The organism is Lacrimispora indolis DSM 755, from assembly GCF_000526995.1.
Taxonomy (GTDB): domain Bacteria; phylum Bacillota; class Clostridia; order Lachnospirales; family Lachnospiraceae; genus Lacrimispora; species Lacrimispora indolis.
In genome coordinates, this window is sequence record NZ_AZUI01000001.1 from 5183821 (window position 1) to 5206860 (window position 23040).

The window sequence follows — 23040 nt, forward strand, 5'->3', positions numbered from 1 at the left end:
TGTTCGTCCATGTGAAGGAAGTAGTGTAAAAAAGAAAAGCAGACATAATCCATGGATATGGTTAATTCCGTCAAACCGGCCAATACAATCTGTCATTCCCACTTGAAAAAGCGGAGTGAAATGCTGATGCATATCACTGCAATCCCAATCATCACCATAACCGGAATGAAAACGTTGTCCATTGGCTGACCCAGTGAGGCGGCCTTAAGAAGTTTTATTCCCTGTGTCAATGGCAGGAGATCCGCTGCTTTTTGGAACACAGCCGGCATCACCTCGTAAGGCAGAGTTGCACCCGAAAAAATCAGCATTGGAAAATACAGCAGGCTGGCTGCAGCACCGGCTATTTTCGTGTCAGGCGAAATTCCTCCCACCAACAGGCCAATGCTGAACATGGACAGCATAACCAGTAAGTATGCCCCCAAAAAAAGAAGCCATGAGCCCTTTAATTCATATCCGAAAAATACCGCTCCTGTTGCGTAAACAAGGATAAGGGATGCAATGGAATAAAGGGCGTAAATGAAAGCCTGCACTGCCAGGATAAGGGCGGGGTCAATGGGTGTAACCTTAAACCGTTTTAAAATCTTTCTGCTCCGGTAATCAGACACAACCAGGGGAAGCCCCATCACGCCTCCGGCACAAATGGCAATAGAAGATACCGCACCAAAGGACTGTTCCAGGAACGTATATTCTGCGCTGTCAAAAGCGGGCTTGTTTCCAAATACTGCTCCTAAAATTACAACCGCCGCAACCGGCATGCAGATAGCAAAAATAAACATATCCAATCCGCGAAGAGACAATTTCCCTTCTGTTTTAAGCAAAGTTCTAAATGCTTTCATATTCACCCTCCCCGTCGGTATACCAAAGATATGCATCCTCAAGCTTTTCATATGGACAGGCAGCAACCGCTTCCTGTACGGTACCGCAAAAAATGCTTTCCCCGCTTTTCAAAATCATAATCTTATCACAAAGGGCCTCCACCTCATCCATAAAATGAGAGGTAAGTAAAATGGTGATCCCTTTTTCTTTTAACTGTAAAAGACTCTTCCACACTTCCCGCCGTGCCCTGGCATCCAATCCAGTTGTCAGCTCGTCTAAAAACACAACATCCGGATCCGGGATCAGCGCAAGCACAATAAAAAGCCGCTGCTTCTGACCGCCTGAAAGTTCACTGACCATGCTTTTTAACTTTTCCGAAAGTCCGAACTGTTCCAGAAGAATCCCATAATCCAGAGTGTTTTTGTAAAGCGAAGCAGTAACTTCACAAAGCTCATATACCTTGATTTTATCCTGATAATTGGCCTCCTGAAATTGAACGCCAACCTTCTGAAAAAGCCTTTTCCGGTCTTTTTGCGGATCCATTCCTAAAATAGATATTGTTCCGCTATCCTGCTTTTTCGTTCCCAGGATACATTCGATTGCAGTACTTTTACCCGCTCCGTTTGCTCCCAGTAAGCCAAACACCTCCCCGCTGCAAATCGAGATATTAATATGCTCTATGGCTTTCACCTGGGAGTAGGACTTACACAGCCCTTTCACTTCAATAGTTGTTTCCATGTAATAAAATCCCTCCTGTTTTTTCTATTCACAAAAAGAATAACACCAGAGTAAAGTCTGGTGTTAAAGTGTAGGGTCTGTTTCAAATTGTATTTTCATTTTCTTAAGGTGGGCCAGCATAACTTCCGCATGTTCCTCGGCGTAATGCAAGGAGGTGAGAAGCTTATCACATACGGAAATAATATCATCATCTTTGTCCGGTGTATCAATTACCTGCCTGATATCTGCTTCTGGGTTTTGGGATAAGGCATTCAGCATCCGCAAGATTGCTGAAAGGGAGTAATTCCCGCAGCGCAGGGAACGTATGATTTTAAGCCGATGCATATCTTCCTCCGTATAAATCCGGTAACCGTTTTGTTTCCGTTTTACAGTGAGCAGGCCGTTCATTTCCCAATTTCTTAAAGCATCCATTGAGATTTGTAAATAATCAGCCGCTTCTTTTCTGGTTAAAACCATGGTTCCGGTCTTTTGTCCCTGGCTGCCGCCTGATAACAGCCTTTGGGTAATCTCAATGGCTTCTTCCGCATTTTTCTGCTCATTTTTTATCTGCTGCAAATAATGTTCCGTCAAACCAACCGCCTTGTTAAAATTTCCGGCAGCCGAGGTCCTAATAATAGCAATTGCCTGTTTTCTCAACCCATTTTGCAAAACCTCAACCTTTAGTGCGATTCTTGCGAACTTCATCTGTTCCATATGAAGATCTGTAAAAATACGATAACCGTTTGCCCTCCGCTCTGGCTTTGGAATGAGCCCGAGCTCTTCATAAAGACGTACCGTATTGGGATGGATTCCTATGCTGTGAGCAATTTCCGATGTATTGTAAGTATTCATTTTATTCTGTCACCGCCATTCTTTTCCGCAATAATAACATCGTATAAGAGTCTGGTGTTATAGTGGAGGGTTTAATTGTATCTTATGAGAATAAAAAGTGCAAGAGTGCGGAAGCTGCCGTCCTGCAAAGGAAAACAAGCGCATCGTTCACAACGAATAACACGCTTGTTTTCCAGTCTTCCTATCTTTTCACTTCAAATTCAACCGCCCCGGCCGCTCCAGGTGCTATTTCATATTTGTCAAAAACAATGACCGGATTTCCATTATCCTTTATATAAAATTTTGTCTCATGGGAAATGGTCTTAAAGCCGCCCTCCTCAGGAGTCCAGAATAAGATCCCAAGCTGGCGGGATTTTTCCTCCATCTGGCTTTTAATGCTTTCGTTGGCCTTATTGATATAATCCTCTCCCAGGACATCCTCCAGGGTCAGGAGCTTTTCTGATTTTAAATCGATGTTATAATACTTTTCCTGGCTGTAAGCAGAGGTCCAGCTCTCTGTTCCCTTTACTGCGAAGGAAAGATAAGCATCGCTTTGGGCCTTGATCTCATACCATACTTTGATCTCGATCTTATGCTCCGCCCATTCTGCCTCTGTTCCTCCTGTATCCAGAAATGCCTTTTTGTATTCCTCCGCCCGCTCCAACGATTCATCCGCATATTGGCTGCATATCTCACGGATTTCTTCATTTATCTGCTTGGAAAGTCCGTGGGTATCGTTTTGGATAAATTCCAGCCCCGGCACTTCTACCGAGATCTTTTCATCCCCAACCGTCTTCTTGTAGGAGCTAACGGTCAGGATTCGGGCGATAGCGCCTACGACAGGAAGGCGGTGCACTTCCCTGGCAAAGGCTGTGTTTGTATTCAGCGCCGCGGTAAATGTAATAAGGAAAGCGGCTGCTGTTCCCAGTCCCCATTTATAGAATTGTTTTCTCCCGCCTCGAAATCCATTCCGGCTGCCTGCCGCCTTTCTTCCTTCAAACTGCTCTATGGCTCCCTGTATGCGTATGCTTAATTCTTCCGGAATGGGAGTCTCATGGTATCTTCTTTTTGCATCATCCAACTGGTTCATAAATTTACCTCCTGAATATTCTGCTTTAACAATTTTAGCCCCCGGTACAGTCTTGCCTTCACTGTATTTAAATTGGCACCGGTGATCTCTGCAATTTCTTTCAGCGACATTTCTTCAAAAAAGCGAAGCTTAATGATGTTTTGTGTTTCCGTATCCAGCTGATTGATCTCATCATAAAGATCCTCCGATGGTTCATAGCCCTGCTCATAATAGGGGATCTCCAGACCCAGTTCTTCTCCCGATGCGATCTCCTTTTTATCCTTCTTTAGGAAATAAATGCTTTCGTTCACAAGAATTCTGTAAAACCACGTCTTGATTGCGTCGGGATTTTTTAAGGATTCATAATGATCCAGGGCTTTTAATACAGCATTCTGAACAATATCCAGGGCATCCTCCTGGTTTTGGGCGTAGCTGAAGGCCAGCCGATAAAATTTTTTCTGATTTTCAATAATATAGCCTGTCATTTTATCATAGATCTCTTGTCTCATTTGTTACCCTTTCTGTCCTTTCACAGACATTTTTGCCGTTCTGTTATATAGATGATTTCTTATGTAAAAAAGTTGCAGAAAATGAAAAACAAGGCTCTGAAAGTTCAGAAGCCCTGTTTTGATTTCGCCTTTATTATAAATCTCTTCTTATTATTTCATTTATTGGTTCAAATTTATTCTATTTACCCTATTATCATAAAACTGCAGGGGTACATGATCCTGCAAAAAATGTTTTTCCATATCTCTATCATTACATAAGTAATTCAAAATTTCAAGCAGGCGTTTTCCGCGCCAGCAAATCACCTATCCCAAAGCAAAGCGGCGGCTTTGAATCTTTCCGATTGCAAAACCGCCCCATGACTATCCATATCTTATTGTACACAACATATTGCCTGCCGGAAGACGGCTTTTATTTACCGTCAATTTTGCGGACAGGGATCCATATCTCACTTTTATAATCCGGCTTACTGGTATCAGGGGTTTCATTCCACAATAGCTCTGGCCCACCGGTCAATTCATATCCTGATGCAGGGAACCATTCCGAATATATTTTAGCCCATGTATCCTGAATCGCATCCGGAAAAGTACCTGCCGCTTTAAATACCGCCCAATTTGAGGCTGGAACATCCAGGATGTCATAGCCGTTTGAAACCGCCTTTGAAGTGGCAACACCGATATATTGGTCAAGCTGGGAGCCTTCTGTGGTACGCTCATTAAAATCAGCAGAAACACTGAGAATTCCTTTAGGCTCCACATCGCATAAACCTTTTAACTCCTCAATAACTTGAGGCGTTAGTTTTTGTACCAATGAGTCCATCTGCGGATTGATCCCTTTAAACTGCATTGTAATCCTCTTTTTAAATCCAACAATATGAAATTCCTCTTTTTCTATAACACGATAATTCATTTCCATTCCTCCTGTGATTGTTAATTGAAAGGTCATTGGGGGCAGGACTTTAAGTTCAGTATTCTCTTTTTTAGCCTGGGATGGGGGCACTCCATGCATCACCTGAAACGCCTTGCTAAAAGCTTCCGGTGATTCATAGCCAAGCTGTAACGCCAAATCAATGACTTTTACTGATTCCGTCTGCAGCATCAGCCCAGCTACCGACAGCCGCCTGCGGCGAATATATTCACCTAATGGCATTCCCGCAAGAAAAGAAAACATTCTGCGGAAATGGTATTCCGAGCAGCCGGATATACGTGAAATCTGACCCGGTTCCATATCATGCATCAAGTTTCTTTCTATATAAGCCATAACATCATTAAATTGAGCCAGCGTATTCATTGCCTATTCCTCCTTTCAAAACAATCATACATGAGTTTTTGATTAAATTCCTGATATTTTTGCTGCGGATAATCACAGATTTTATGTTCAGCAAATGTTCCGTTTTACCAACATCCTTTGACAGAACTCTGCCTGATTTTATGTGCGGTTAATATCAGAAATCATAGAATTTTACATGCTCTTACCAGAATCTTCTCCTGTTTTAGTTTCATCATACCACAAAGAGGCTCAGAATAAAAAACAATCCTTTGCAGGGAAATATATTATTACCGGCATCACTCATTGCTCTGTAACCGGTCAACCACCACCGCAATGAGAATAATGACGCCCATGGCAATGGTCTGCCAATATGAGGATATGCCCAGCAAGCTCAGCGCATTATTAATGATCCCTATAACAAAGAGGCCAAAGATCGTCTGCACCATGCCGCCCCGTCCTCCGGACATGCTGGTGCCTCCCATTGCCACAGCGGCAATCGCATTCAACTCATACCCGGCTGCCGCAGTCGCCTGCCCGTTTTGCAGCTTGGAGGCCAGTACAGCGCCTGCCAGAGCTGCCAGGATTCCGCAGATAATATAAACGGACATTTTGACCTTCCTGACCTGTATGCCGCTGAGCTTTGCAACCTCAGTGTTGCTTCCTACTGCATAAATGTATCTGCCGTAACACGTTCTGGCAAGTATAAAAATGGCAGTGCCTATTATTAAAAACATAAGTATAACAGACACCGGTACCGGACCAACGGAGCGCAGCCCCACCCAGCCAAAGGAAGCCGGAAGTCCGAAAATTGGCTTTGCATCTGTAAAAACATATCCAAGCCCCCTTGCGGCATTCATCATCGCCAGGGTGGCGATAAAAGGCGGAACATTTAAAACGGATACAAATAATCCGTTGATGCTTCCGCAAATTCCTCCTACCGCAACAGACGATGCCACAATCACACACAAGCTCAGCCCTATCCCAGCATCCGGAAAGAGCTTAATACAGGCTGCCGCAGCAATACCTGCAAGTGCTGCAACGGAGCCGACAGATAGATCAATCCCATCAGAGAGAATTACAAATGTCATGCCCGTTGCGATCAATGCGTTAATCGCAATTTGAATCAATACATTCTTAAAGTTCCCGATGGTAGCAAACCTGGGAACAAAAAGCAGGCAAAGTGCAAATAAGAGGATCAGGAAAATCAGCATGGTATTGTCTTTTACAAATGTCAGATATTTATTTGGTTTTTGTGTGTTCATTCTTTTGCCCTCCCGGAACTTTCTGTGCTGATGCTTGCCAATCCCATAATCCTTTCTTCCGAAGCCTCTTTCGTATCTAAAAATCCGGAAACAGTTCCTTCCCTCATGATCATAATCCGGTCTGCGACTCCAAGAATTTCAGGCAGATCAGAAGAGACCATGATAATGCTTCCTCCGGCCTCTACAAACTCTTTCATTAAGTTGTAGATTTCAGCTTTTGCATTGACGTCAATTCCTCTGGTAGGCTCATCCATAATCAAAATGCGTGAGCCTGCAAGAAGCCATCTTGCAATTACCACCTTCTGCTGGTTTCCTCCTGAGAGATTTTTAATCCTGGTCTTAATCCCGGGAGTTTTCGTTCCCATCTTTTTAACATATTCCTCAGATGCCGTCTTTTCCCATGCAAAATCAATCAACCCATTTTTTGATCTTCGACGCAGACTAGATAAGGTTGTATTGACGGCAACACTCTTTTCCAGAAGAAGTCCCTGGCCCCTTCTGTCCTCCGGAACCAGACCAATACCGGAAGCAACCGCATCCTTCACTGTTTTAGGCTGGTATGGCCTGCCATAAACAAGCATGGAACCAGAGTCCGGGGCATCCGCGCCGAAAACAGTTCTCATTACTTCTGTCCGCCCGGCGCCGATCAATCCCGCAACACCCAGGATTTCTCCCCTTCTCAGCTGAAACGTGACATTGTGAAAAGAACCGCTTCGTCCCAGATTGTCTACTGACAACACGATTTCATCCGTCACCGCATTTTCAGACCGGTAATAAAACTGCTTCATTTCTCTGCCAACCATCTTGTTGATCATTTCTTCTTCTGAAATTTCCGGCAGGGGCAAACTCATCACAACTTTCCCATCCCTTAAAATTGTGATATCATCACCAATCTCACGTATTTCCTGCAAACGGTGGGATATGTAAATAACCGCAACATTCTCTTCCTTCAAAGACTTTATGACGTTAAACAAAGCCCCCACTTCTTTATCTGATAAAGAGGAAGTAGGCTCATCCATAATGACCAGTGAGCTGTTTTGGGATACCGCTCTTGCGATTTCAACCATCTGCTTATCCCCATTGGTCAGTTTTTTGATAAATGTCTTTGGATTTAAATGCATTCCCAATGCTTCCAGCAATTTACCTGCTTCCCGGTTCATCTGCTGCTTATCAATCAACCCTAAGGGCGTTTTAGGTTCCCTTCCCAGGAAGATGTTTTCAGCAATGGTCAGATCCGGTATCACACTCAGTTCCTGATGGATCACGCTGATTCCCTTAGCTAAAGATTCTCTGGTGTTCTCAAATCTCTCTTTATTTCCTCTGACAATCAGATTCCCTTCATCCGACTGATATACACCTGAAATAATCTTAATAATTGTAGATTTTCCTGCACCATTTTCCCCCAGCAGAACATGAACTCTGCCAGGGGAAAAGCTGATGGAAACATCATCCAATGCTTTTACGCCAGGGAAGGATTTACTAATGTGTTCCAAAGCAACGAAAGCCTGTTCTTCCATTGCATCTCACTCCTTCCGTTGTAGGTTATATTGCTATTTTAAGTTGCTTGCATCAATGACTCTTGGTGGGATAGGAATTAATTTTTCAACAGACTCACCGGTTAAATACTTCTTAATACATTCCAGGGTTGTGGTTCCAATGGCCGTGGGGTCCTGGGCAATATCTGCAATCCAGTTTCCTCCGCTTAAAATTGCCTCAATGCCTTCCGGATTTCCGTCAAAACCGATCACCTTCACATCACTTTCCACCGCATTGATGGAGGACATGGCACCAACGGCTGCCGGATCGCCTACGCAGAATACCACATCAAGATTTTCATGCTTTAACAGCATATTCTGCATAACCTCTGCCGCTTTTCCCTGGTCACCGGAATAGTTCTGCACATCTACAACCGATACATCGGGAGCATTTTTGCCAAGCCATTCTGTGAAGCCTTTTTCACGCTGTACGCAGCCTTCAATCTCCGCATATGTAATAACTGCCGCCTGGCCGGTTTTCTGTTTCAAAATATGTTCCACCGCATATTCTGCCGCCAGTTCTCCGCCTCTGTAGTTGTCGGTTGAAATATGGCTGATTACCTCTCCATCTGACGCAACATCCATGGTAAATACCGGTATACCGGCTGCGTCAGCCAGTTCTACCATTGACTTGCTTCCGGCGGAGTTGGTGGGACAAATGACAATGGCATCTACCTTTTGTGTAATAAAATCCTGCACCTGATTCAGCTGTTTATTTCCGTCTCCTGCTGCATCCTGGATAACCAGTTGATAGCCCATTTCCTTTGCCTTTTCATTCATAGCCGCCTCAATGTTGTTGTAGAAAACATGAGCATTGTTTAACAGACTGACGCCGACCGTAATAGGTTTCCCGTCTTCTGCATTCGCTTCTGCAGCATCCGTAGCTTCCTTGGTTTCTGCAGCTGTCTGGTTTCCTTCACTAGCAACCTTTGGCGCCTCCTGCCTGACTTTCTGACATCCCGCCAGACTTAAAACCACTGCTCCGGCAACTAAGATTCTTTTTAATGCTTTCTTCATGTTACGTAACCTCCCATAAATTTTATTTATATCAAGTGATTTGATATCCAATCCGACATTGCCTGAAAGATCAGCCATACGGATGTAGCACCCGCATCCTGAAGTCCAATGGCCTTGTCCCCGTAATACTTTGCCCTTCCAAATCTGGCTTTTATTTCTTTTGTATATTCAACACCTTTTTTTGCCGCTTCCGCAGCCATGAAAAATCCCTCATGAATATCCAGTCCCTGGGAAGCTGCGTATTCTAAGGCAGCAACGGCCGGCTCCAATGCATCAACCATGGTCTTATCTCCGACCCTGGCCTTCCCTCTCTGCATAATGGCATCTAAGGATATACGGAAGCTTTCCGCAAAATCTGAAAGTTCATAATAAGGCGAGGGCTTTCGCCTGATAACGCCGCTGATAAACATTGTGCCAAACAAAACCCCTGAGGCGCCGCCCATGGTATCAAGCAAGATCCGGCCCAATTCCTGAAAAACGGATTCTACAGATTTCGCTTCCAGTGAGGGAAGCTGTTCCAGGACTGCCTTAAATCCCAGTTCCATTCCCGTGCCATGATCTCCATCGCCTATTTTCATATCAATTTCCGTCAAATACGGCTCACTCTTCACAATCCCGTCTGCAGCATACAGGAAAAGCTGCTTCACCTGTTCTGTATTTAGCTTCTCCACATTCATCTGCTGCCTCCTTGAAACCGGAATAACGGAGATTTACAGGGTCTTTGGTATAATTTTTTCAGCTCATCATCCAGAATCAGGATTGATACGGAAAAGCCGCCGGTCCCCTGAGGAGAAAAAAGAGTATCAATAAATGAATGGACATTGACAATTCCTTTTGTCTCTGCGATCTCAATCACTTTCCGGCTTACAATACACAATTCCAGCATGCTGGTGAATCCATAACCATTCACCATAAGCGCAGCTTCGCAGCCTGTAGGCACCTCATATAACAGCTGTTCCATGAGCGCTTCTGTTATCTTATTTGCTGATGACAGCACCTCTCTTTTTATTCCCGGTTCTCCATTAAATCCCATTCCAAACTCCACATAACCATCCGGCAATTCACACATTGCCTCTCCTGAGCCTGGCATATATCCCGGTGATGTGGTCACACCAAAGGTTCTTGTGTTTTTGCCTGCTTTCTCAACCACCCGTTTCATTTCTTCCAGACAATACCCCTCCTTTGATGCTGCCCCCGCAATTTTGACCACAAAGGAAATACCTGCGATCCCCCTTCGATCCTCCTTTTCTTCCAGGGGAGCCGAAGAAATATCATCGGATACATAAATGCAATGGGACTTGATTCCTTCTAATTCAGCCAGCTCACGTACCAGTTCAAAATTCAGTACATCTCCGGCATGGTTTGCCGCGATAAAGATAACTCCCTTATCATGTGGCACTGACCTTGTCACCTCCAATACGGTACGGGAAGGCGGAGCTGTATAGACATTTCCCAGGGCGGCCCCGTCAGCAAGGCCATCTCCAACAAATCCAAGAACCCATGGTTCATTCCCTGACCCTCCGGCAATGACCACCGAAACCTTATCTACTTCTCTTTTATTTTTTATTCCCATAACACCAGGTACTTTACAATACAGGTCCGGATTCAGGGACAGATAACCCTCCAGCATCTCCTCTACAATCCGGTTCTGGCAATTAATCAGCTTATTCATAATTTCCTGCTTTCCTCACACTGCCGCAAACTGAAATTTTACTCATTACATATTGCTTCACAAACTCTCTGCCTCTTTTTCCATAAGTCTTTGGATCAATTACAGATTGATTTTCATTTAAAACCGCTTTCACCCCTTCACTAAAGGCGATTCGTAAATCCGTCGCATAATTGACCTTACAGATACCTTCCCGAATGCACGCCCGCACTGTTTCATCTGCAAGCCCGGAAGTTCCATGAAGTACAAGGGGTATGGACACCTTTTTCTTGATCTCCTTCAGTATATCGACCCGGATATTTGGAACCCCTGAGTATACGCCATGTGCGGTTCCAATGGACACCGCAAGATAATCGATCCCTGTCTTTTCTACAAAATAAGCAGCTTCATCCGGTGATGTCAGTCCTCCTTTGCCGCCTTCCAAATCATCTTCTTTTCCTCCTACGCGGCCCAGTTCCCCTTCGACTGGTATACAAGACGGATGGCAGGCATCTGCAACGGACTTTGATAAAGCCGCATTCTCTTCCAGGGGAAAATGGGATCCGTCGATCATAATGGAGGTGTACCCCTCACGAAAGGCCTGCATGGCCAGCTCAAAGCTGCTTCCATGATCCAGATGAAGGGCAACAGGGACAGAAGCGCGTTCGGCTGCTGCTTTTACATTGGCATAGTACAGGTTTAAGCCCCCGTATTTTACTGTAGACGGCGTTGTCTGCAAAATCACCGGCGCCTGAAGCTCCTTTGCGGCATCTATGACCGCCATGACCATTTCCATATTTTCCACGTTAAAGGCGCCAACTGCATATTTCCCTTTCTGGGCATCAAGTAACATTTTTTTAGAAGTAACTAACGGCATTTTTATCTCTCCTATTCCTGCGACAATCATGTAACAACTTCATGCTCATTCCACTCTTCTGACTGCAATTTCCTTTTCATACTCATCTACCCGGTCCATAGGCCCAAGTCCATTGCTCTCAGCCACGTTTGCTCCCACAGCGGCAGAACGCTTTAATGCATGTTCCACCTCTTCGGGCTGATCAAGCCATATGCTTAAAAAACCGGCAAGGGACGCATCTCCCGCACAGGCAGAACTGACCAGCTCCACGTTCTTTGTGCCTGCAAAATATACTGATTTTCCATTATAAAAATAAGACCCCTTGTCCCCCAGTGTTATTAGGATATTTTGCGCCCCTTTTTCATGGAGATCGTGCAGGGCATCTATCATATCATCTTCATCCCGTATAATGATTCCAAAAATATCTTTTACCTCATCATCATTGGGCTTAATTAAATATGGCCTGTAATGCATCAATTCCTTTAAATAATCGGAACTGATATCTAAAATCACCCTCACCCGTCTTTTTCTGCAGATTTCCATTACCTCGTCATAAAATTGGTTTCCGATCCCCTTTGGCAGGCTTCCGCTGATTACCAGCGTATCTAAATCAGCAAGTCCTTTCATAATCCGGAGCATATCATCCTGCTTTTTGTCAGATACATAGGACCCTTCATTCACAAATTTGTACTCCTCTTTCCCATCGTTTAAAAAAATATTTATCCGCGTAATATCTTCCACCCAGACAGGAAAGGTTTCAATGGATTTCTTCTGAGTCTCCTCAACGATATACTTTCCTGAAAAATCTCCGAAAAAGCCAAGAACTTTTGACTGGATATGAAACCGCTTCAAACAATAGCTTACATTCAGGCCCTTTCCATTGGGAGTATAAACAGCACCATACGTCCGGTTTACAACTTTTGCCTGTATCCCATTGGTTGAAATATTCATATCAATCGCAGGATTTGTAGTCAAAGTATAGATCATCTTTATTGCACCTCACCTTTTTTCAGAACTTCTGCTCATTTGCCATTATATAGGGAAACCACATGAAAATCTTTTCAGAATTTGAAAACCCATTTCCTGTAAAAGCAAGGTTAAGATATAAAAAAAGGGCCGGATTTTTCATCCGCCCTGTTATTTCTTGCGATAGGTTGATATATAATCAATGATAATTCTGCAAATCATATGCAATGCAATTCTTGATGAGACCTCAAATTCCTTAATAGCCTGATGAGAGTGCTTATATCCCACAAGAGAATATTGACTGTATAAGAACAGTTTGGACTTCTCATTACAGCAGCAGGTGATCACCCGGTTTCCCCGATGAAAAGCTGTAAAAGCAGAGGATATCAGCTCCGGAGTTTCCCCGTTTAAAGACAGGAGAAACAAAACATCATCTGCCTTTAGTTTTGAAGCTTTTACCTGCATGATATTGGGATCATCCGTAAAAAAGACATCGTAATCAAGAAGCTGAAGTTTTAAAGAAAACTCCTGGCCTACATAAGTTGTGGGACCTCTTGCGAACACCGATATCTGCCGGGCAGAGTCCAGACATTTTATGATTTCCAAAACATTGGTAAGGGAAATACGTTCATGAACCTTCTGAGCTTCAATAAGAGTCTTATTGAGTATCTCATTCATCTCTTGTATTTCCTCGCTCTTTGCATGATTGACCGAACGGTAGCGAAGCTCATTAAATCCGTTCAATCCGCACTTGCGGATTGCTCTGGAAACGGTAGAGGGAGAAGAATAAGTCTCAAATGCAATATCTACAATCGACATTTCAGGAAGGGTATCTTCATGGGTGTTGATAAAATTTACGATTTCAAGCTCTGTCTTTGTTAATTTTTCTACAGTCATTGGATCGAGGGAAATAATCATGAAAACACCTCCTGGCTCAGATTTTTGATTACAGCCGCCATTATTTAACCGAATCAGTCTGCGAAGCGGATTGGAAACAATGCCTGGCAGCTGTAAAAATTATATCACAAACTGTAATGAAAATCTTTTCAAAATTTACAAATATGATCACAGCAACAGAAAGAGCCGGGGCACCAGACCGATCCACTCAGTCTGATGCCCCAGCCGGCATAAATCCGGATTATTCTTTTGTAACTAATTCATTTACATTATCAGCTGTTACCAGTTCGTTGTCCAGGATCACATACTTTTCTACTTCTTTTCCCTGAAGATAGTTGTATGCAGAGTTCATAATTGCTTTTCCCAGGAAGAATGGGGGTTCTGCAATGGTTGCCTCAACTTTTCCTGCTTTAATGGCTTCAATGGTATCATCAATGGCATCACAGCCGATCATGGTGATCTCATCCAGACGGCCTGCGGCTTCAATTGCTTCCAATGCGCCAAGAAGCATTTCATCATTTGCCGCATATAATCCGTCAATGTGGTCATTGGCCTGAAGGATGTTTTCCATTACGCTCATGCCCTTGGAACGGTCAAAATCTGCAACCTGGCATGCAACGATCTTCATGTCCGGATTCTGGCTTATCACTTCGTTAAAGCCCTTGGAACGGCTCTGAGCCACGTTGGTTCCCATAATACCCTGGATTTCTACGATATTTCCTTTGCCTCCCAGTGTGTCCACCAGATACTGGCCTGCCAGTTTCCCGGATTTAATGGCATCGTAGCCGATATGGGAAACAACTTCTCCGCCGCTGGCTTCACGGTCCATGGTAAGCACCGGGATACCGGCTTCGTTGCAAGCTTCAATGGAAGAAACGATTGCATCTGAATCACAGGTATCAATGATGATGCAGTCCGGCTTTTTGGTGATCAGATTTTCGATGTCCTTCATCTGGATCGTAGGATCATCCTGGGCATCTGTGATATAAAGCTCCACTCCTAATTCGTCTGCGGCTTTTTGTACCCCGTCTTTTACGTCTACAAAGAACGGATTTGTCTGAGTATTCATGGCAAGTCCTACCACGTATTTCTTGTCCGCCGGCTTAGCCTCTGCATTGGACTGGGCTTCCGCTGTTGTGGTGGCTGCTTCTGTCTGTGTGGTCTCCTGCTTGGTTTCAGGCGCCTTCTCTCCGCTGCTGCATCCTGCCAGTGATGCCAGAACAAGTCCTGCTGCTGCCATTGCTGCCATGTGTTTTCTTTTCATCATAATTTTTTACCTTCCCTTCTTTTTTACATTAATAGTTTTATTTATTCTGCTTTCGCAGATAAATCCTTGACCTTTTTGTCCACCAGAACTGCAATAAGCACAACTGCGCCTTTTACAATATTGGTGGCATGTGGATTGACGTTCATAAGCGTAAGAATGTTATCGATTATTCCCATGATCATGGCGCCTACCACCGTAGGCAGTACAAATCCGGTTCCTCCGCTTAAGCTGGTTCCTCCAAGTATGACCGCTGCAATGGCATCCATCTCGATCCCCTGTCCGCTGGTGGATTGGGCAGACCCCAGTCTGGCTGTTAAAACCACTGCCGCAATGCCGCTTAATAAACCGTTGATGATGTAAGCCATCCACTCCGTCTTCTTTACAGAAATTCCGGATAAACGGGCAGCTTCCCTGTTTCCACCAAATGCATAAATACTGCGCCCAAAGCTGGTTTGTGTCAAAATGTAATGGGCCAGCAGGAAAAGCGCTATAAGGATAATAACAGGCACAGGAACCCCCAGAACCGTACCTTTTCCAATAAATTTATAAGAATCTATTTTTACCGGAATAGGAGAACCTTTGGTATAGATCAAAACACAGCCCCGAAGCAGGGTCATCATGCCCAGAGTGGCAATAAACGGGGGAATGCCGCATTGGGAAATAAAAAATCCATTGACGATCCCGCAGGTAATTCCGATTGCAACTGCTGTAAATACTGCCAGTAAAGTATTGCCGGTGGAAGCCAGCACACCGGAGGCTACCACTCCTGCAAACCCCAGAATGGAACCAACGGACAGATCGATTCCGCCGGTCAGAATTACAAAGGTCATGCCGCATCCGATAATACCGGCAACTGTCACCTGCTTAAAAACATTAAATAAGTTGGAAACACTTAAAAAACTTTTTGACAAAAAAGCGGCAAAGATACAGATGACCAGCAAGATCAAAACCGAACGATATATATTTATTTGGTTGATTAACCGTTTCTTAGTTTCCTGATTCATTTTCACTTACCCCTCCAGACGCATGCGCTAATATTTTTTCCTGATTCATTTCCTGTTTGGAGATTTCTAATACCGTCCGTCCTTCCCGCATGACAATGACGCGGTCACTGACTCCGATCAGCTCCGGTAAATCCGTGGAAATAACCAGGATGCTTTTACCGGCCTCTGTCAGCTTGTTCATAATGGCATAGATCTCTGCCTTCGCCCCCACATCGACTCCCCGTGTAGGCTCATCTAAAATCAGAATATCAGAATCCGCTAAAAGCACTTTTGCAAACACTATTTTCTGCTGGTTTCCGCCGCTTAACTTTCCGGCAAGCTGCTGCGTGGAACTGATTTTAATATTCAGCGCCTTAACCTGTTCCTTTACACGTTCCATTTCCAGTCTGTTGTCCAGCCGGAATCCTTTGGTCAGCTTTTTTAAAGAAGACATGGAAACATTTTCTTTGATGCTTCTTATTAAAACAAGCCCTTCCTGCTTCCTGTCATCTGAGACAAACCCGATTCCTGCTTCCAATGCTTTTCTTGGAGAGGAACAATCCTTTTTTTCACCGTGTACATAAATTTCTCCGCTTTCCATTGGCATGGCGCCGTAAATCAACTTGGAAAGCTCTATGGTACCAGCACCCAAAAGTCCTGTAATCCCTAAGATTTCCCCTTTATGGAGCTTTAAGCTGACGTCATGAACCCCGCGGCTGTTTACTTTTCTTGCTTCAAATACCACTTCCTGAGGTTTATAATCCCTTACCGGGTACAGATTAGATACATTCCGCCCAACCATCATGGATACCACATCTTCATAATCTGTCTCTCCAATGAATTTGGTCGCCACAAATTTTCCGTCTCGGAAAACCGTAAGACGGTCAGAAATACGAAAAATTTCATCCATCCGGTGGGAAATGTAAATGATCGCAATTCCCTTTTTCTTCAGTTCCTCAATCGTCCGGAAGAGAATCTGAATTTCTTCTTCCGCCAGCGCTGCCGTGGGCTCATCCATAATGATGATTTTGGCGCCGATGGTCAGGCACTTGGCGATCTCCGTCATCTGTGCCTCTGCCACAGATAAATTCCGTACCCTGGCCTTTGCACTGAACTTTAAACCCAGATGATCCAGATTTTCCTGTGCGTCCCGGTATAGCTTGTTCCAATCCACTTTCCCAAACTGATTCACAGGAAGTCTTCCAAGATACATGTTTTCTGCCACCGATAATTCCGGAACCATATTAAATTCCTGATAGATCATGGCGATTCCATGTTTTTCTGCATCCTTGGCGGAATGGAACACCACCTCTTTCCCATCCAGATACATGGCACCGGAAGTATAAGGCTGTGCCCCCGCGATTATTTTCATCAAGGTGGATTTCCCCGCCCCGTTTTCTCCGCACAGAGCATGAACCTCTCCCTCATAAATCTCTAAATGCACCCTGTCAAGTGCCTTGACACCGGGAAACGTCTTTACGATTGATTCCAGTTTTAAAACTAACCTTCCTCCCATATGATTTCACCACTTCCCCTTTGCTTCTGGTCAATATGCGCAGCCTGAGACCAATATGACATTTGTGTATCCTGTAAACTCGCCTGTCAGGATGATCGCCTTGGCCCCTTCCGTGATCGTTTTTAATTCCTTATGTGGCACATACTCTACCGGTATTTCTTCCGGCAGAAGCGCCAGGGCCTTCTTATGAAGCTCCGGGCTTACGGCAAGTGCCTCTTCTGCAAATATGGCCTTTTCCGTTACCATATACTTTTCTATTTCTTCCAATACCTCCAGATAAGAAGGGTTTCCCGGCTTCCAGCCTAAGTCCACCCGTTCCACTCCCTTGGGAATAGGTAACCCGGCATCACCGATTACCAGCATATCCATATGTCTGAGCTCTGCCATGACCCTTGCTAATTGAGGGTGTAAAATTCCTGTTTTTAACATGACCGTTCCTCCTTCTCATGCTCCCTGATAAATGAGTCAATTTCTTCCCGGTCAGGCATGGCCGGCGTAGTTCCGATTCTTTGTACCGAAATAGCAGCTAATGCATTGGCAAAGGCTGCAGCCTCCCATAAATCCTTTCCTTCTGCCAGTGCCGCCACCAGGCCGCCGTTAAACGCATCTCCTGCCCCTGTGGTATCAATTGCATTGACCCGGTAAGCAGGCAGAAGTCCCCTCTTCTTAAGAGTTGCCAGATAAACTCCTTTTCCGCCCATGGTGATCAGAACATTTTTCACTCCTTTTTCAAAAAAGAAGTCTGCAGCTCTTCCAGCACTTTCTTCCCCGTCTACCGGTATACCGGTTAATATGCCGGCTTCTACCTCATTCGGCGTGATTAAATCCACCTTGCTTAACATGCTGTCGCTGACCGGCTGTACAGGAGCTGTATTTAAAATGATCTTTACGCCTTTCTCATATGCAATATCAATGACTTTTTCCACGGAGGAAAGATTGGTTTCCAGCTGGGTCAGCAGAAATTCCGACTGATCCAACAGGTCTGATATAGATTCCACTTCTTCGTCTGTAATCGTGTCACAGGCCCCCAGAATCACAACAATTTCATTCTGGCTGGTGTTTTCATCCACCATAATCAGGGCACTGCCGGTCTCTGTCTTTCCGGTACGGAATATCCGTCCGGTATCCATTCCCAGCTTCATCATGGTACATAATGCCACATCTGCAAATGTATCCTCTCCAAGCTTCGTCACCATGGTCACATCAGCTCCCGCTTTATGGGCAGCTACCCCCTGGTTGAATCCTTTGCCGCCAGGACCCATTTTAAAAATACTTCCTTTCACGGTTTCTCCCGGAACCGGAAGATGAGGGCATCTCCCCATCAGGTCCACTACAAAGCTCCCGAAAACTGTTACTTTTTTCCCCATGACCCTTCTCCTCTCCTTATAACAAGGCTATTCCGTTACCTGCCCCAATCCGGTCTGCTCCGGCTTTTATCATATCCTGGGCTTCTTCCGGTGTTCGAATCCCTCCGCTTGCCTTTACTTTTGCCCGGTCTCCTACCGTCTGCTTCATAAGTGCCACATCCTCGGTTACCGCACCGCCTGTACTAAAACCAGTGGATGTTTTAACGAAATGAGCCCCGGCTTCTACTGAAATCTCGCAGGCCATTTTGATTTCTTCTTTCGTTAAAAGGCAGTTCTCTAAAATAACTTTAACAGCCTTGCCCTGGGAAGCCTCCACAACTGCTTTTATATCGTCACGCACCATATTATAATTCTTGTCCTTCATGGCGCCGATATTCATTACCATATCCACTTCATCTGCCCCAGCCTTCACTGCTTCGGAGGCTTCAAAGGCCTTTGCACTAGTCAGCATCGCTCCCAAAGGAAAGCCGACCACACAGCAGACAGCTACCCCGCTGCCTTTTAATTCCTGGGCAACAAGAGGCACCTGGCATGTATTCACGCACACGGATGCAAATCCATATTCTTTTGCTTCTGTACAATATCTTCTGATCGTTTCTGACGTTGCATCTGCCTTCAGCATCGTGTGATCCACCATTTTTGCAATATTCATTTTCTTCTCCTCTTTTCTTTCATGATCTATCATCCCCTGAGTATGTAACCGGTTACATACTCAGGGGAAAAATAAACTGCTTACCGCAGCCTATTTTATTAACTCTGACCCGCGAAGCACTACCTGATACGGAACAAAGATTTTTCTTCCGGAGCTTTTACTTTCCTTATGGGACAGCTTGTCAATGAGCATTGCCATTGCGTCATGTCCCTGCTTCTTTGCATCACGTTCGATGGTAGATAATCTGTAATCAATTATTTTAAGGGATTCAATCTGGTCAAAGCCCACCATTGATATGTCCCTGCCCATTTTAAGCTTGTGCTCTGTGAGATACTTAAGCACTCCCAGACTGGTCTGGTTATTGGAAGCAAAAATTGCAGTCGGAGGATCCGGAAGCTCCAGCAATTCTTTTGTCCGTTCATATGCCTTGATGATCTTGAAATCTCCGGATACAATATACTCTTCCTTAAGTTCAATCTCATAATCATTTAAGGCAGCTTTATATCCTTTTAACCGGTCCTTTCCCGGCATAGAAGTACTGGGACCTGTAATGATTGCAATTTTCCGGTGACCGGCATGGATCAGCGCTTCCACTCCCTTATAAGCAGCGGCGTCATTCTCTACAAAAACCCCATCTAAGCTGGAATTTTTAATATTACGGTCAACCAACACCACCGGAATTCCTTTATTTTCGAATTGTATCAGCTTATCCCTGGTCACCATATCCAGTTCCGAAACCGGGGTTATGATCAAACCGGAAAGCCTTTGGCCTTCTGCCACCTGTAAGTACTGATGCTCTCTTTCCTGCATTTCACCTGTGTCAAACAAAACAATGTTATACTGGTTATTGGCCGCCATCTCTCCCATTCCGCTTATAATGCTGGAAAAAAACTCATTGGCTATATCAGGAACAATAACCCCGATACTGGAAGAGTCGCGGATGCTTAAACTTCTTGCTATGGCATTGGGTACGAAATCCGCCTCTTCAATCGCTGCTAAAACTTTCTGCTTGGTTTCGTCCTTTACGTATCCGGACTGATTTATCACTCTGGACACGGTCGCAGAAGAAACGCCCACTTTTTTGGCAATATCCCGTATATTCATGTCATATCTCCTTTATGTAACCGGTTACATATGCATATTAACACATTGTCCGGCGAATGTAAAGCCTTTTTTATCATTTTTTACAATGGTATTGGAAACTTTTTGATGTAAGGAGAAAATAGTGCTGGATATGAAGGGAATACACAGGGGCCTTTGACGCACTTTCGTGTGATGGCAAAAGCCGCCACACCCACAGGTATGGCGGCTTTTCATTAAGACGTATATTTTACAAACTGAAGCTCTTCCATATTTTCTAAATACTTCAGCACTTCCTCCCGGCCTTTATGCTCTGTATTTTTCAGATTAATAACAGCCTTCTGAAATCCTTTCCTCTTCTTTCCAACCTGCACCTCACCAATTTCCAAACCAAAACCTGCAATTTCCCTGGAAATATCCGCCATGTTGGCATCCTCTGACATTTCCACATACAAGCTGAGCCACGCATCATCAAAAATCAGATAATACTCCAATTTTTTAAACTGTGTCATGATCAGAGATACTGCCAACGTAGCAATGATTCCGGCTATGTAAAATCCGATTCCAATGCTCAGACCGATGCATGCCGCTGTCCAAAGACCTGCCGCCGTGGTTAATCCTTTGATTTTTGTCTTTCCAAAAGTAATGATACTTCCGGCTCCAAGGAAACCAATGCCGCTGATTACCTGAGCTCCCAGCCTCGCCGGATCACCACTCTGAAAATGATCGTACATGTACTGTCCTGTCATCATAACCACAGCAGCTCCCATACAAACCAGCATATAGGTTCTCATTCCAGCCGGCTGGCGGGATCTTCCCCGCTCAATGCCAATCACTCCGCCGCAAATCATAGACATCAGAATGCGCACACTGATTGAAATTGAATTTATCCTTTCCAAATATTCTACAGCTTCAGCTACCGTCCTCATACTTCCTCCTCTATTACATGTTCTAAACCGGCTCTTTTTAAGTATTGCCCCCCTCCTTCCAATGTTATGACGAAAAGAATCCCAGCTTTATTTTAATTCTTTTATTGTTTTCCTCTGGATACGTCTCTGTTTGAACCGTCTGATTGCTGCCATTCCATTTCCTTGTCCAAAATATAAAGCGACCGAGGAAAGAATCATTAAAACAACCGTATATACAAAACCCATCGCTTTGGCATCAATAGCTGCAGACTCGTCGGAAGCTGCCTTAATAACAATGCCAAGGGGCTGGAATAATGGATGGTACAGAAATACGGATAGGTCGTAATCTGACAGCATACCATTAAAATTTAAAATAATGACGGACATGATTGCCGGGAAAATGACCGGCAGTATTACCTTTACCATGGTATAAAAGGTACTGGCGCCCATACATTTTGCAGCCTCCTCCAGATCATCGTCAATGCTAAAGAATGCCGCCTTTATCATCCGGTAAGAGAACGGAAGCTTGACTACCGTATAACCCACAAGCATTAGCACCAGGGTACCTACCATAACATAATGAAACAGAATTGCATGACGTTCTCCATATGTTATGGTCAGGCCAAGTGCAATTAAGGTAGACGGCAGCAGCCACGGAACCAGCATTCCCCATTCAAAGAATACATCATATTTGTGTTTAGCGGCCCGCACGAATCTGACGCAGATAACAGCAATTACTGCTGCTGCAACCGCTGCCAGCAGGGAATACACGATGCTTACCAGATACGGTTTAACGGCATCTGCACTTGTAAACAGCTTTTGGTAATTAGCTGCAGTAAACGAAGCCATGGTAATATTACCTGTCTTAATGGTAAGGGAATCGCAGAAGGAATACACAATCACCAAAATAATCGGAATGACATATATGACAAACATAACATAGGCAACAGCATGGGCAAGTAACCTGCACACAGGATTGTTGATTTTCTGTTTGCGCAGTTTCGCCTTTGTTTTGGATACTGAGATGTAATTGCCGCCTTTTTCAATTTTGCTGAATACTGCCAATAAAAGCATGGTTGCAAGTCCCAGCAGGATTGCCAGGAACGCTGCCACCTCTCTGGAATAACTGGACTTTGCAAATGTAATGATCATGGGATTAATGGTCTGAAAAGCATCTCCCCCAACAATTAACGGTGCTGACATGGCTCCCAGCCCTGTAAGGAACGTAAGAATTGTGATGGCAAAAAAGGTGGGTTTTAATACAGGCATGACAATTTTAAAGAAAATTCTGCTGCCGGAAGCCCCCATATTTTTTGCAGCTTCGATGGTATGATAATCCAGTCCGTGAATGGCATTTTTTAAAAACATCATGTGATTCTGGGTACAGGAGAACGTCATAACAAATACAACTGCCCCATATCCTACAAACCAGTTTGGATTCATGCCCGGAACGATCATCAGTAATACTTTTGTCAGCAATCCATTAGCCCCATAAACGTATTTGTAGCCGGATACAAGGACCACTCCTCCGTAGATCAAAGAACTCATGTAAGCAAGTTTTAATACCTTGGCCCCCTTAATATCCCAGTATTCTGTCAAAAGGACACTTAACGTTCCCACTATATTCACGGTGACAACAAGAGTAAATGCCAGAATAAAACTGTTTACAAGACTTTTCATGGCTCTGGCTGAGCTAAATACCTTACTGAATACTTCAGTGGAAAACTGGCCGTTTTTATAAAACATACCGATCATCAGGTTCACGTTAGGATATATGACAAATGCAGCAATCGCCCATATTATAACAATTTTTAAGATCAAGGTCTGTATACTGAAAGACTGCTTTCTGATTATATGCTTCATACAAACACCCTCCT

The 23040-nt window shown here is 44.3% G+C and carries 23 protein-coding genes; all 23 read right to left on the reverse strand.

All coding sequences use genetic code 11. From position 1 onward, the window contains the following. Positions 1–92: 92 nt before the first annotated feature. The 23 genes from K401_RS0125215 to K401_RS0125330 all read right to left on the reverse strand — a co-directional run bounded on the left by K401_RS0125215 (position 93) and on the right by K401_RS0125330 (position 23026). On the reverse strand, positions 93–836 hold the full coding sequence (locus tag K401_RS0125215) for an ABC transporter permease (RefSeq protein WP_024295554.1): 744 nt from the start codon (positions 834–836) through the stop codon (positions 93–95). After that, on the reverse strand, positions 823–1554 hold the full coding sequence (locus tag K401_RS0125220) for an ABC transporter ATP-binding protein (protein WP_024295555.1): 732 nt from the start codon (positions 1552–1554) through the stop codon (positions 823–825). Before K401_RS0125220 ends, K401_RS0125215 begins: the two co-directional genes overlap by 14 nt. Positions 1555–1617: 63 nt before the next feature. Further along, complete coding sequence (locus tag K401_RS0125225) at positions 1618–2385, reverse strand: MerR family transcriptional regulator (protein WP_024295556.1); 768 nt, start codon at positions 2383–2385, stop codon at positions 1618–1620. Between the two features lie 181 nt (positions 2386–2566). Then, positions 2567–3454 carry an RsiV family protein gene (locus tag K401_RS0125230; RefSeq protein ID WP_024295557.1) on the reverse strand — a complete coding sequence of 296 codons (888 nt, stop codon included), beginning with the start codon at positions 3452–3454 and terminating at the stop codon, positions 2567–2569. After that, positions 3451–3942 (reverse strand): RNA polymerase sigma factor, encoded by a 492-nt coding sequence (locus tag K401_RS0125235; RefSeq protein ID WP_024295558.1) that lies wholly within the window; start codon positions 3940–3942, stop codon positions 3451–3453. The genes K401_RS0125230 and K401_RS0125235 overlap by 4 nt, the downstream gene beginning before the upstream one ends. Before the next feature lie 409 nt (positions 3943–4351). Next, positions 4352–5230, reverse strand: coding sequence for an AraC family transcriptional regulator (locus K401_RS0125240; protein ID WP_024295559.1), 879 nt, complete (start codon positions 5228–5230; stop codon positions 4352–4354). 275 nt (positions 5231–5505) lie between these two features. After that, the gene (locus K401_RS0125245) at positions 5506–6471 is read right to left on the reverse strand and encodes an ABC transporter permease (RefSeq protein WP_024295560.1); all 966 of its coding nucleotides are present in this window, start codon (positions 6469–6471) and stop codon (positions 5506–5508) included. Then, positions 6468–7988, reverse strand: a complete 1521-nt coding sequence (locus tag K401_RS0125250) for a sugar ABC transporter ATP-binding protein (RefSeq protein ID WP_024295561.1) — start codon at positions 7986–7988, stop codon at positions 6468–6470. Before K401_RS0125250 ends, K401_RS0125245 begins: the two co-directional genes overlap by 4 nt. Positions 7989–8021: 33 nt before the next feature. Continuing rightward, positions 8022–9023: a substrate-binding domain-containing protein gene (locus tag K401_RS0125255; RefSeq protein WP_024295562.1), complete on the reverse strand. Its 1002-nt coding sequence runs from the start codon at positions 9021–9023 to the stop codon at positions 8022–8024. Between the two features lie 26 nt (positions 9024–9049). After that, on the reverse strand, positions 9050–9700 hold the full coding sequence (dhaL, locus tag K401_RS33290; protein ID WP_027352321.1) for a dihydroxyacetone kinase subunit DhaL: 651 nt from the start codon (positions 9698–9700) through the stop codon (positions 9050–9052). Then, positions 9697–10695 (reverse strand): dihydroxyacetone kinase subunit DhaK, encoded by a 999-nt coding sequence (locus K401_RS33295; RefSeq protein ID WP_024295564.1) that lies wholly within the window; start codon positions 10693–10695, stop codon positions 9697–9699. Before K401_RS33295 ends, dhaL begins: the two co-directional genes overlap by 4 nt. Next, positions 10688–11548: a class II fructose-bisphosphate aldolase gene (locus K401_RS0125270; protein ID WP_024295565.1), complete on the reverse strand. Its 861-nt coding sequence runs from the start codon at positions 11546–11548 to the stop codon at positions 10688–10690. The genes K401_RS33295 and K401_RS0125270 overlap by 8 nt, the downstream gene beginning before the upstream one ends. Before the next feature lie 45 nt (positions 11549–11593). Continuing rightward, entirely contained in the window at positions 11594–12514 is a 921-nt protein-coding gene (locus K401_RS0125275; protein WP_024295566.1) for a 1-phosphofructokinase family hexose kinase, read from the reverse strand. A 150-nt stretch (positions 12515–12664) separates the two neighbouring features. Next, the gene (locus K401_RS0125285) at positions 12665–13411 is read right to left on the reverse strand and encodes a MurR/RpiR family transcriptional regulator (protein WP_024295567.1); all 747 of its coding nucleotides are present in this window, start codon (positions 13409–13411) and stop codon (positions 12665–12667) included. A 220-nt stretch (positions 13412–13631) separates the two neighbouring features. Beyond that, positions 13632–14657 carry a substrate-binding domain-containing protein gene (locus K401_RS0125290; RefSeq protein ID WP_242842332.1) on the reverse strand — a complete coding sequence of 342 codons (1026 nt, stop codon included), beginning with the start codon at positions 14655–14657 and terminating at the stop codon, positions 13632–13634. A 41-nt stretch (positions 14658–14698) separates the two neighbouring features. Further along, on the reverse strand, positions 14699–15661 hold the full coding sequence (locus K401_RS0125295; RefSeq protein ID WP_024295569.1) for an ABC transporter permease: 963 nt from the start codon (positions 15659–15661) through the stop codon (positions 14699–14701). Beyond that, entirely contained in the window at positions 15645–17156 is a 1512-nt protein-coding gene (locus K401_RS0125300; RefSeq protein ID WP_024295570.1) for a sugar ABC transporter ATP-binding protein, read from the reverse strand. Before K401_RS0125300 ends, K401_RS0125295 begins: the two co-directional genes overlap by 17 nt. 30 nt (positions 17157–17186) lie before the next feature. Beyond that, positions 17187–17585 (reverse strand): D-ribose pyranase, encoded by a 399-nt coding sequence (gene rbsD, locus K401_RS0125305; protein ID WP_024295571.1) that lies wholly within the window; start codon positions 17583–17585, stop codon positions 17187–17189. Next, positions 17579–18523 (reverse strand): ribokinase, encoded by a 945-nt coding sequence (gene rbsK / locus K401_RS0125310; protein ID WP_024295572.1) that lies wholly within the window; start codon positions 18521–18523, stop codon positions 17579–17581. The genes rbsD and rbsK overlap by 7 nt, the downstream gene beginning before the upstream one ends. Before the next feature lie 16 nt (positions 18524–18539). After that, complete coding sequence (gene deoC / locus K401_RS0125315; protein ID WP_024295573.1) at positions 18540–19175, reverse strand: deoxyribose-phosphate aldolase; 636 nt, start codon at positions 19173–19175, stop codon at positions 18540–18542. A 90-nt stretch (positions 19176–19265) separates the two neighbouring features. Next, positions 19266–20279, reverse strand: a complete 1014-nt coding sequence (locus K401_RS0125320) for a LacI family DNA-binding transcriptional regulator (protein WP_024295574.1) — start codon at positions 20277–20279, stop codon at positions 19266–19268. Between the two features lie 212 nt (positions 20280–20491). After that, entirely contained in the window at positions 20492–21184 is a 693-nt protein-coding gene (locus tag K401_RS0125325) for an MgtC/SapB family protein (protein ID WP_024295575.1), read from the reverse strand. Positions 21185–21271: 87 nt separating this feature from the next. Beyond that, positions 21272–23026 (reverse strand): ABC transporter permease, encoded by a 1755-nt coding sequence (locus K401_RS0125330; protein ID WP_027352320.1) that lies wholly within the window; start codon positions 23024–23026, stop codon positions 21272–21274. Positions 23027–23040: the final 14 nt, after the last annotated feature.

What these genes read in the sequence shown, in the direction of transcription:
- K401_RS0125215 (WP_024295554.1), bottom strand. Translation starts at nt 836, where the DNA reads ATGAAAGCATTTAGAACTTTGCTTAAAACAGAAGGGAAATTGTCTCTT.
- K401_RS0125220 (WP_024295555.1), bottom strand. Translation starts at nt 1,554, where the DNA reads ATGGAAACAACTATTGAAGTGAAAGGGCTGTGTAAGTCCTACTCCCAG.
- K401_RS0125225 (WP_024295556.1), bottom strand. Translation starts at nt 2,385, where the DNA reads ATGAATACTTACAATACATCGGAAATTGCTCACAGCATAGGAATCCAT.
- K401_RS0125230 (WP_024295557.1), bottom strand. Translation starts at nt 3,454, where the DNA reads ATGAACCAGTTGGATGATGCAAAAAGAAGATACCATGAGACTCCCATT.
- K401_RS0125235 (WP_024295558.1), bottom strand. Translation starts at nt 3,942, where the DNA reads ATGAGACAAGAGATCTATGATAAAATGACAGGCTATATTATTGAAAAT.
- K401_RS0125240 (WP_024295559.1), bottom strand. Translation starts at nt 5,230, where the DNA reads ATGAATACGCTGGCTCAATTTAATGATGTTATGGCTTATATAGAAAGA.
- K401_RS0125245 (WP_024295560.1), bottom strand. Translation starts at nt 6,471, where the DNA reads ATGAACACACAAAAACCAAATAAATATCTGACATTTGTAAAAGACAAT.
- K401_RS0125250 (WP_024295561.1), bottom strand. Translation starts at nt 7,988, where the DNA reads ATGGAAGAACAGGCTTTCGTTGCTTTGGAACACATTAGTAAATCCTTC.
- K401_RS0125255 (WP_024295562.1), bottom strand. Translation starts at nt 9,023, where the DNA reads ATGAAGAAAGCATTAAAAAGAATCTTAGTTGCCGGAGCAGTGGTTTTA.
- dhaL (WP_027352321.1), bottom strand. Translation starts at nt 9,700, where the DNA reads ATGAATGTGGAGAAGCTAAATACAGAACAGGTGAAGCAGCTTTTCCTG.
- K401_RS33295 (WP_024295564.1), bottom strand. Translation starts at nt 10,695, where the DNA reads ATGAATAAGCTGATTAATTGCCAGAACCGGATTGTAGAGGAGATGCTG.
- K401_RS0125270 (WP_024295565.1), bottom strand. Translation starts at nt 11,548, where the DNA reads ATGCCGTTAGTTACTTCTAAAAAAATGTTACTTGATGCCCAGAAAGGG.
- K401_RS0125275 (WP_024295566.1), bottom strand. Translation starts at nt 12,514, where the DNA reads ATGATCTATACTTTGACTACAAATCCTGCGATTGATATGAATATTTCA.
- K401_RS0125285 (WP_024295567.1), bottom strand. Translation starts at nt 13,411, where the DNA reads ATGATTATTTCCCTCGATCCAATGACTGTAGAAAAATTAACAAAGACA.
- K401_RS0125290 (WP_242842332.1), bottom strand. Translation starts at nt 14,657, where the DNA reads ATGATGAAAAGAAAACACATGGCAGCAATGGCAGCAGCAGGACTTGTT.
- K401_RS0125295 (WP_024295569.1), bottom strand. Translation starts at nt 15,661, where the DNA reads ATGAATCAGGAAACTAAGAAACGGTTAATCAACCAAATAAATATATAT.
- K401_RS0125300 (WP_024295570.1), bottom strand. Translation starts at nt 17,156, where the DNA reads ATGGGAGGAAGGTTAGTTTTAAAACTGGAATCAATCGTAAAGACGTTT.
- rbsD (WP_024295571.1), bottom strand. Translation starts at nt 17,585, where the DNA reads ATGTTAAAAACAGGAATTTTACACCCTCAATTAGCAAGGGTCATGGCA.
- rbsK (WP_024295572.1), bottom strand. Translation starts at nt 18,523, where the DNA reads ATGGGGAAAAAAGTAACAGTTTTCGGGAGCTTTGTAGTGGACCTGATG.
- deoC (WP_024295573.1), bottom strand. Translation starts at nt 19,175, where the DNA reads ATGAATATTGCAAAAATGGTGGATCACACGATGCTGAAGGCAGATGCA.
- K401_RS0125320 (WP_024295574.1), bottom strand. Translation starts at nt 20,279, where the DNA reads ATGAATATACGGGATATTGCCAAAAAAGTGGGCGTTTCTTCTGCGACC.
- K401_RS0125325 (WP_024295575.1), bottom strand. Translation starts at nt 21,184, where the DNA reads ATGAGGACGGTAGCTGAAGCTGTAGAATATTTGGAAAGGATAAATTCA.
- K401_RS0125330 (WP_027352320.1), bottom strand. Translation starts at nt 23,026, where the DNA reads ATGAAGCATATAATCAGAAAGCAGTCTTTCAGTATACAGACCTTGATC.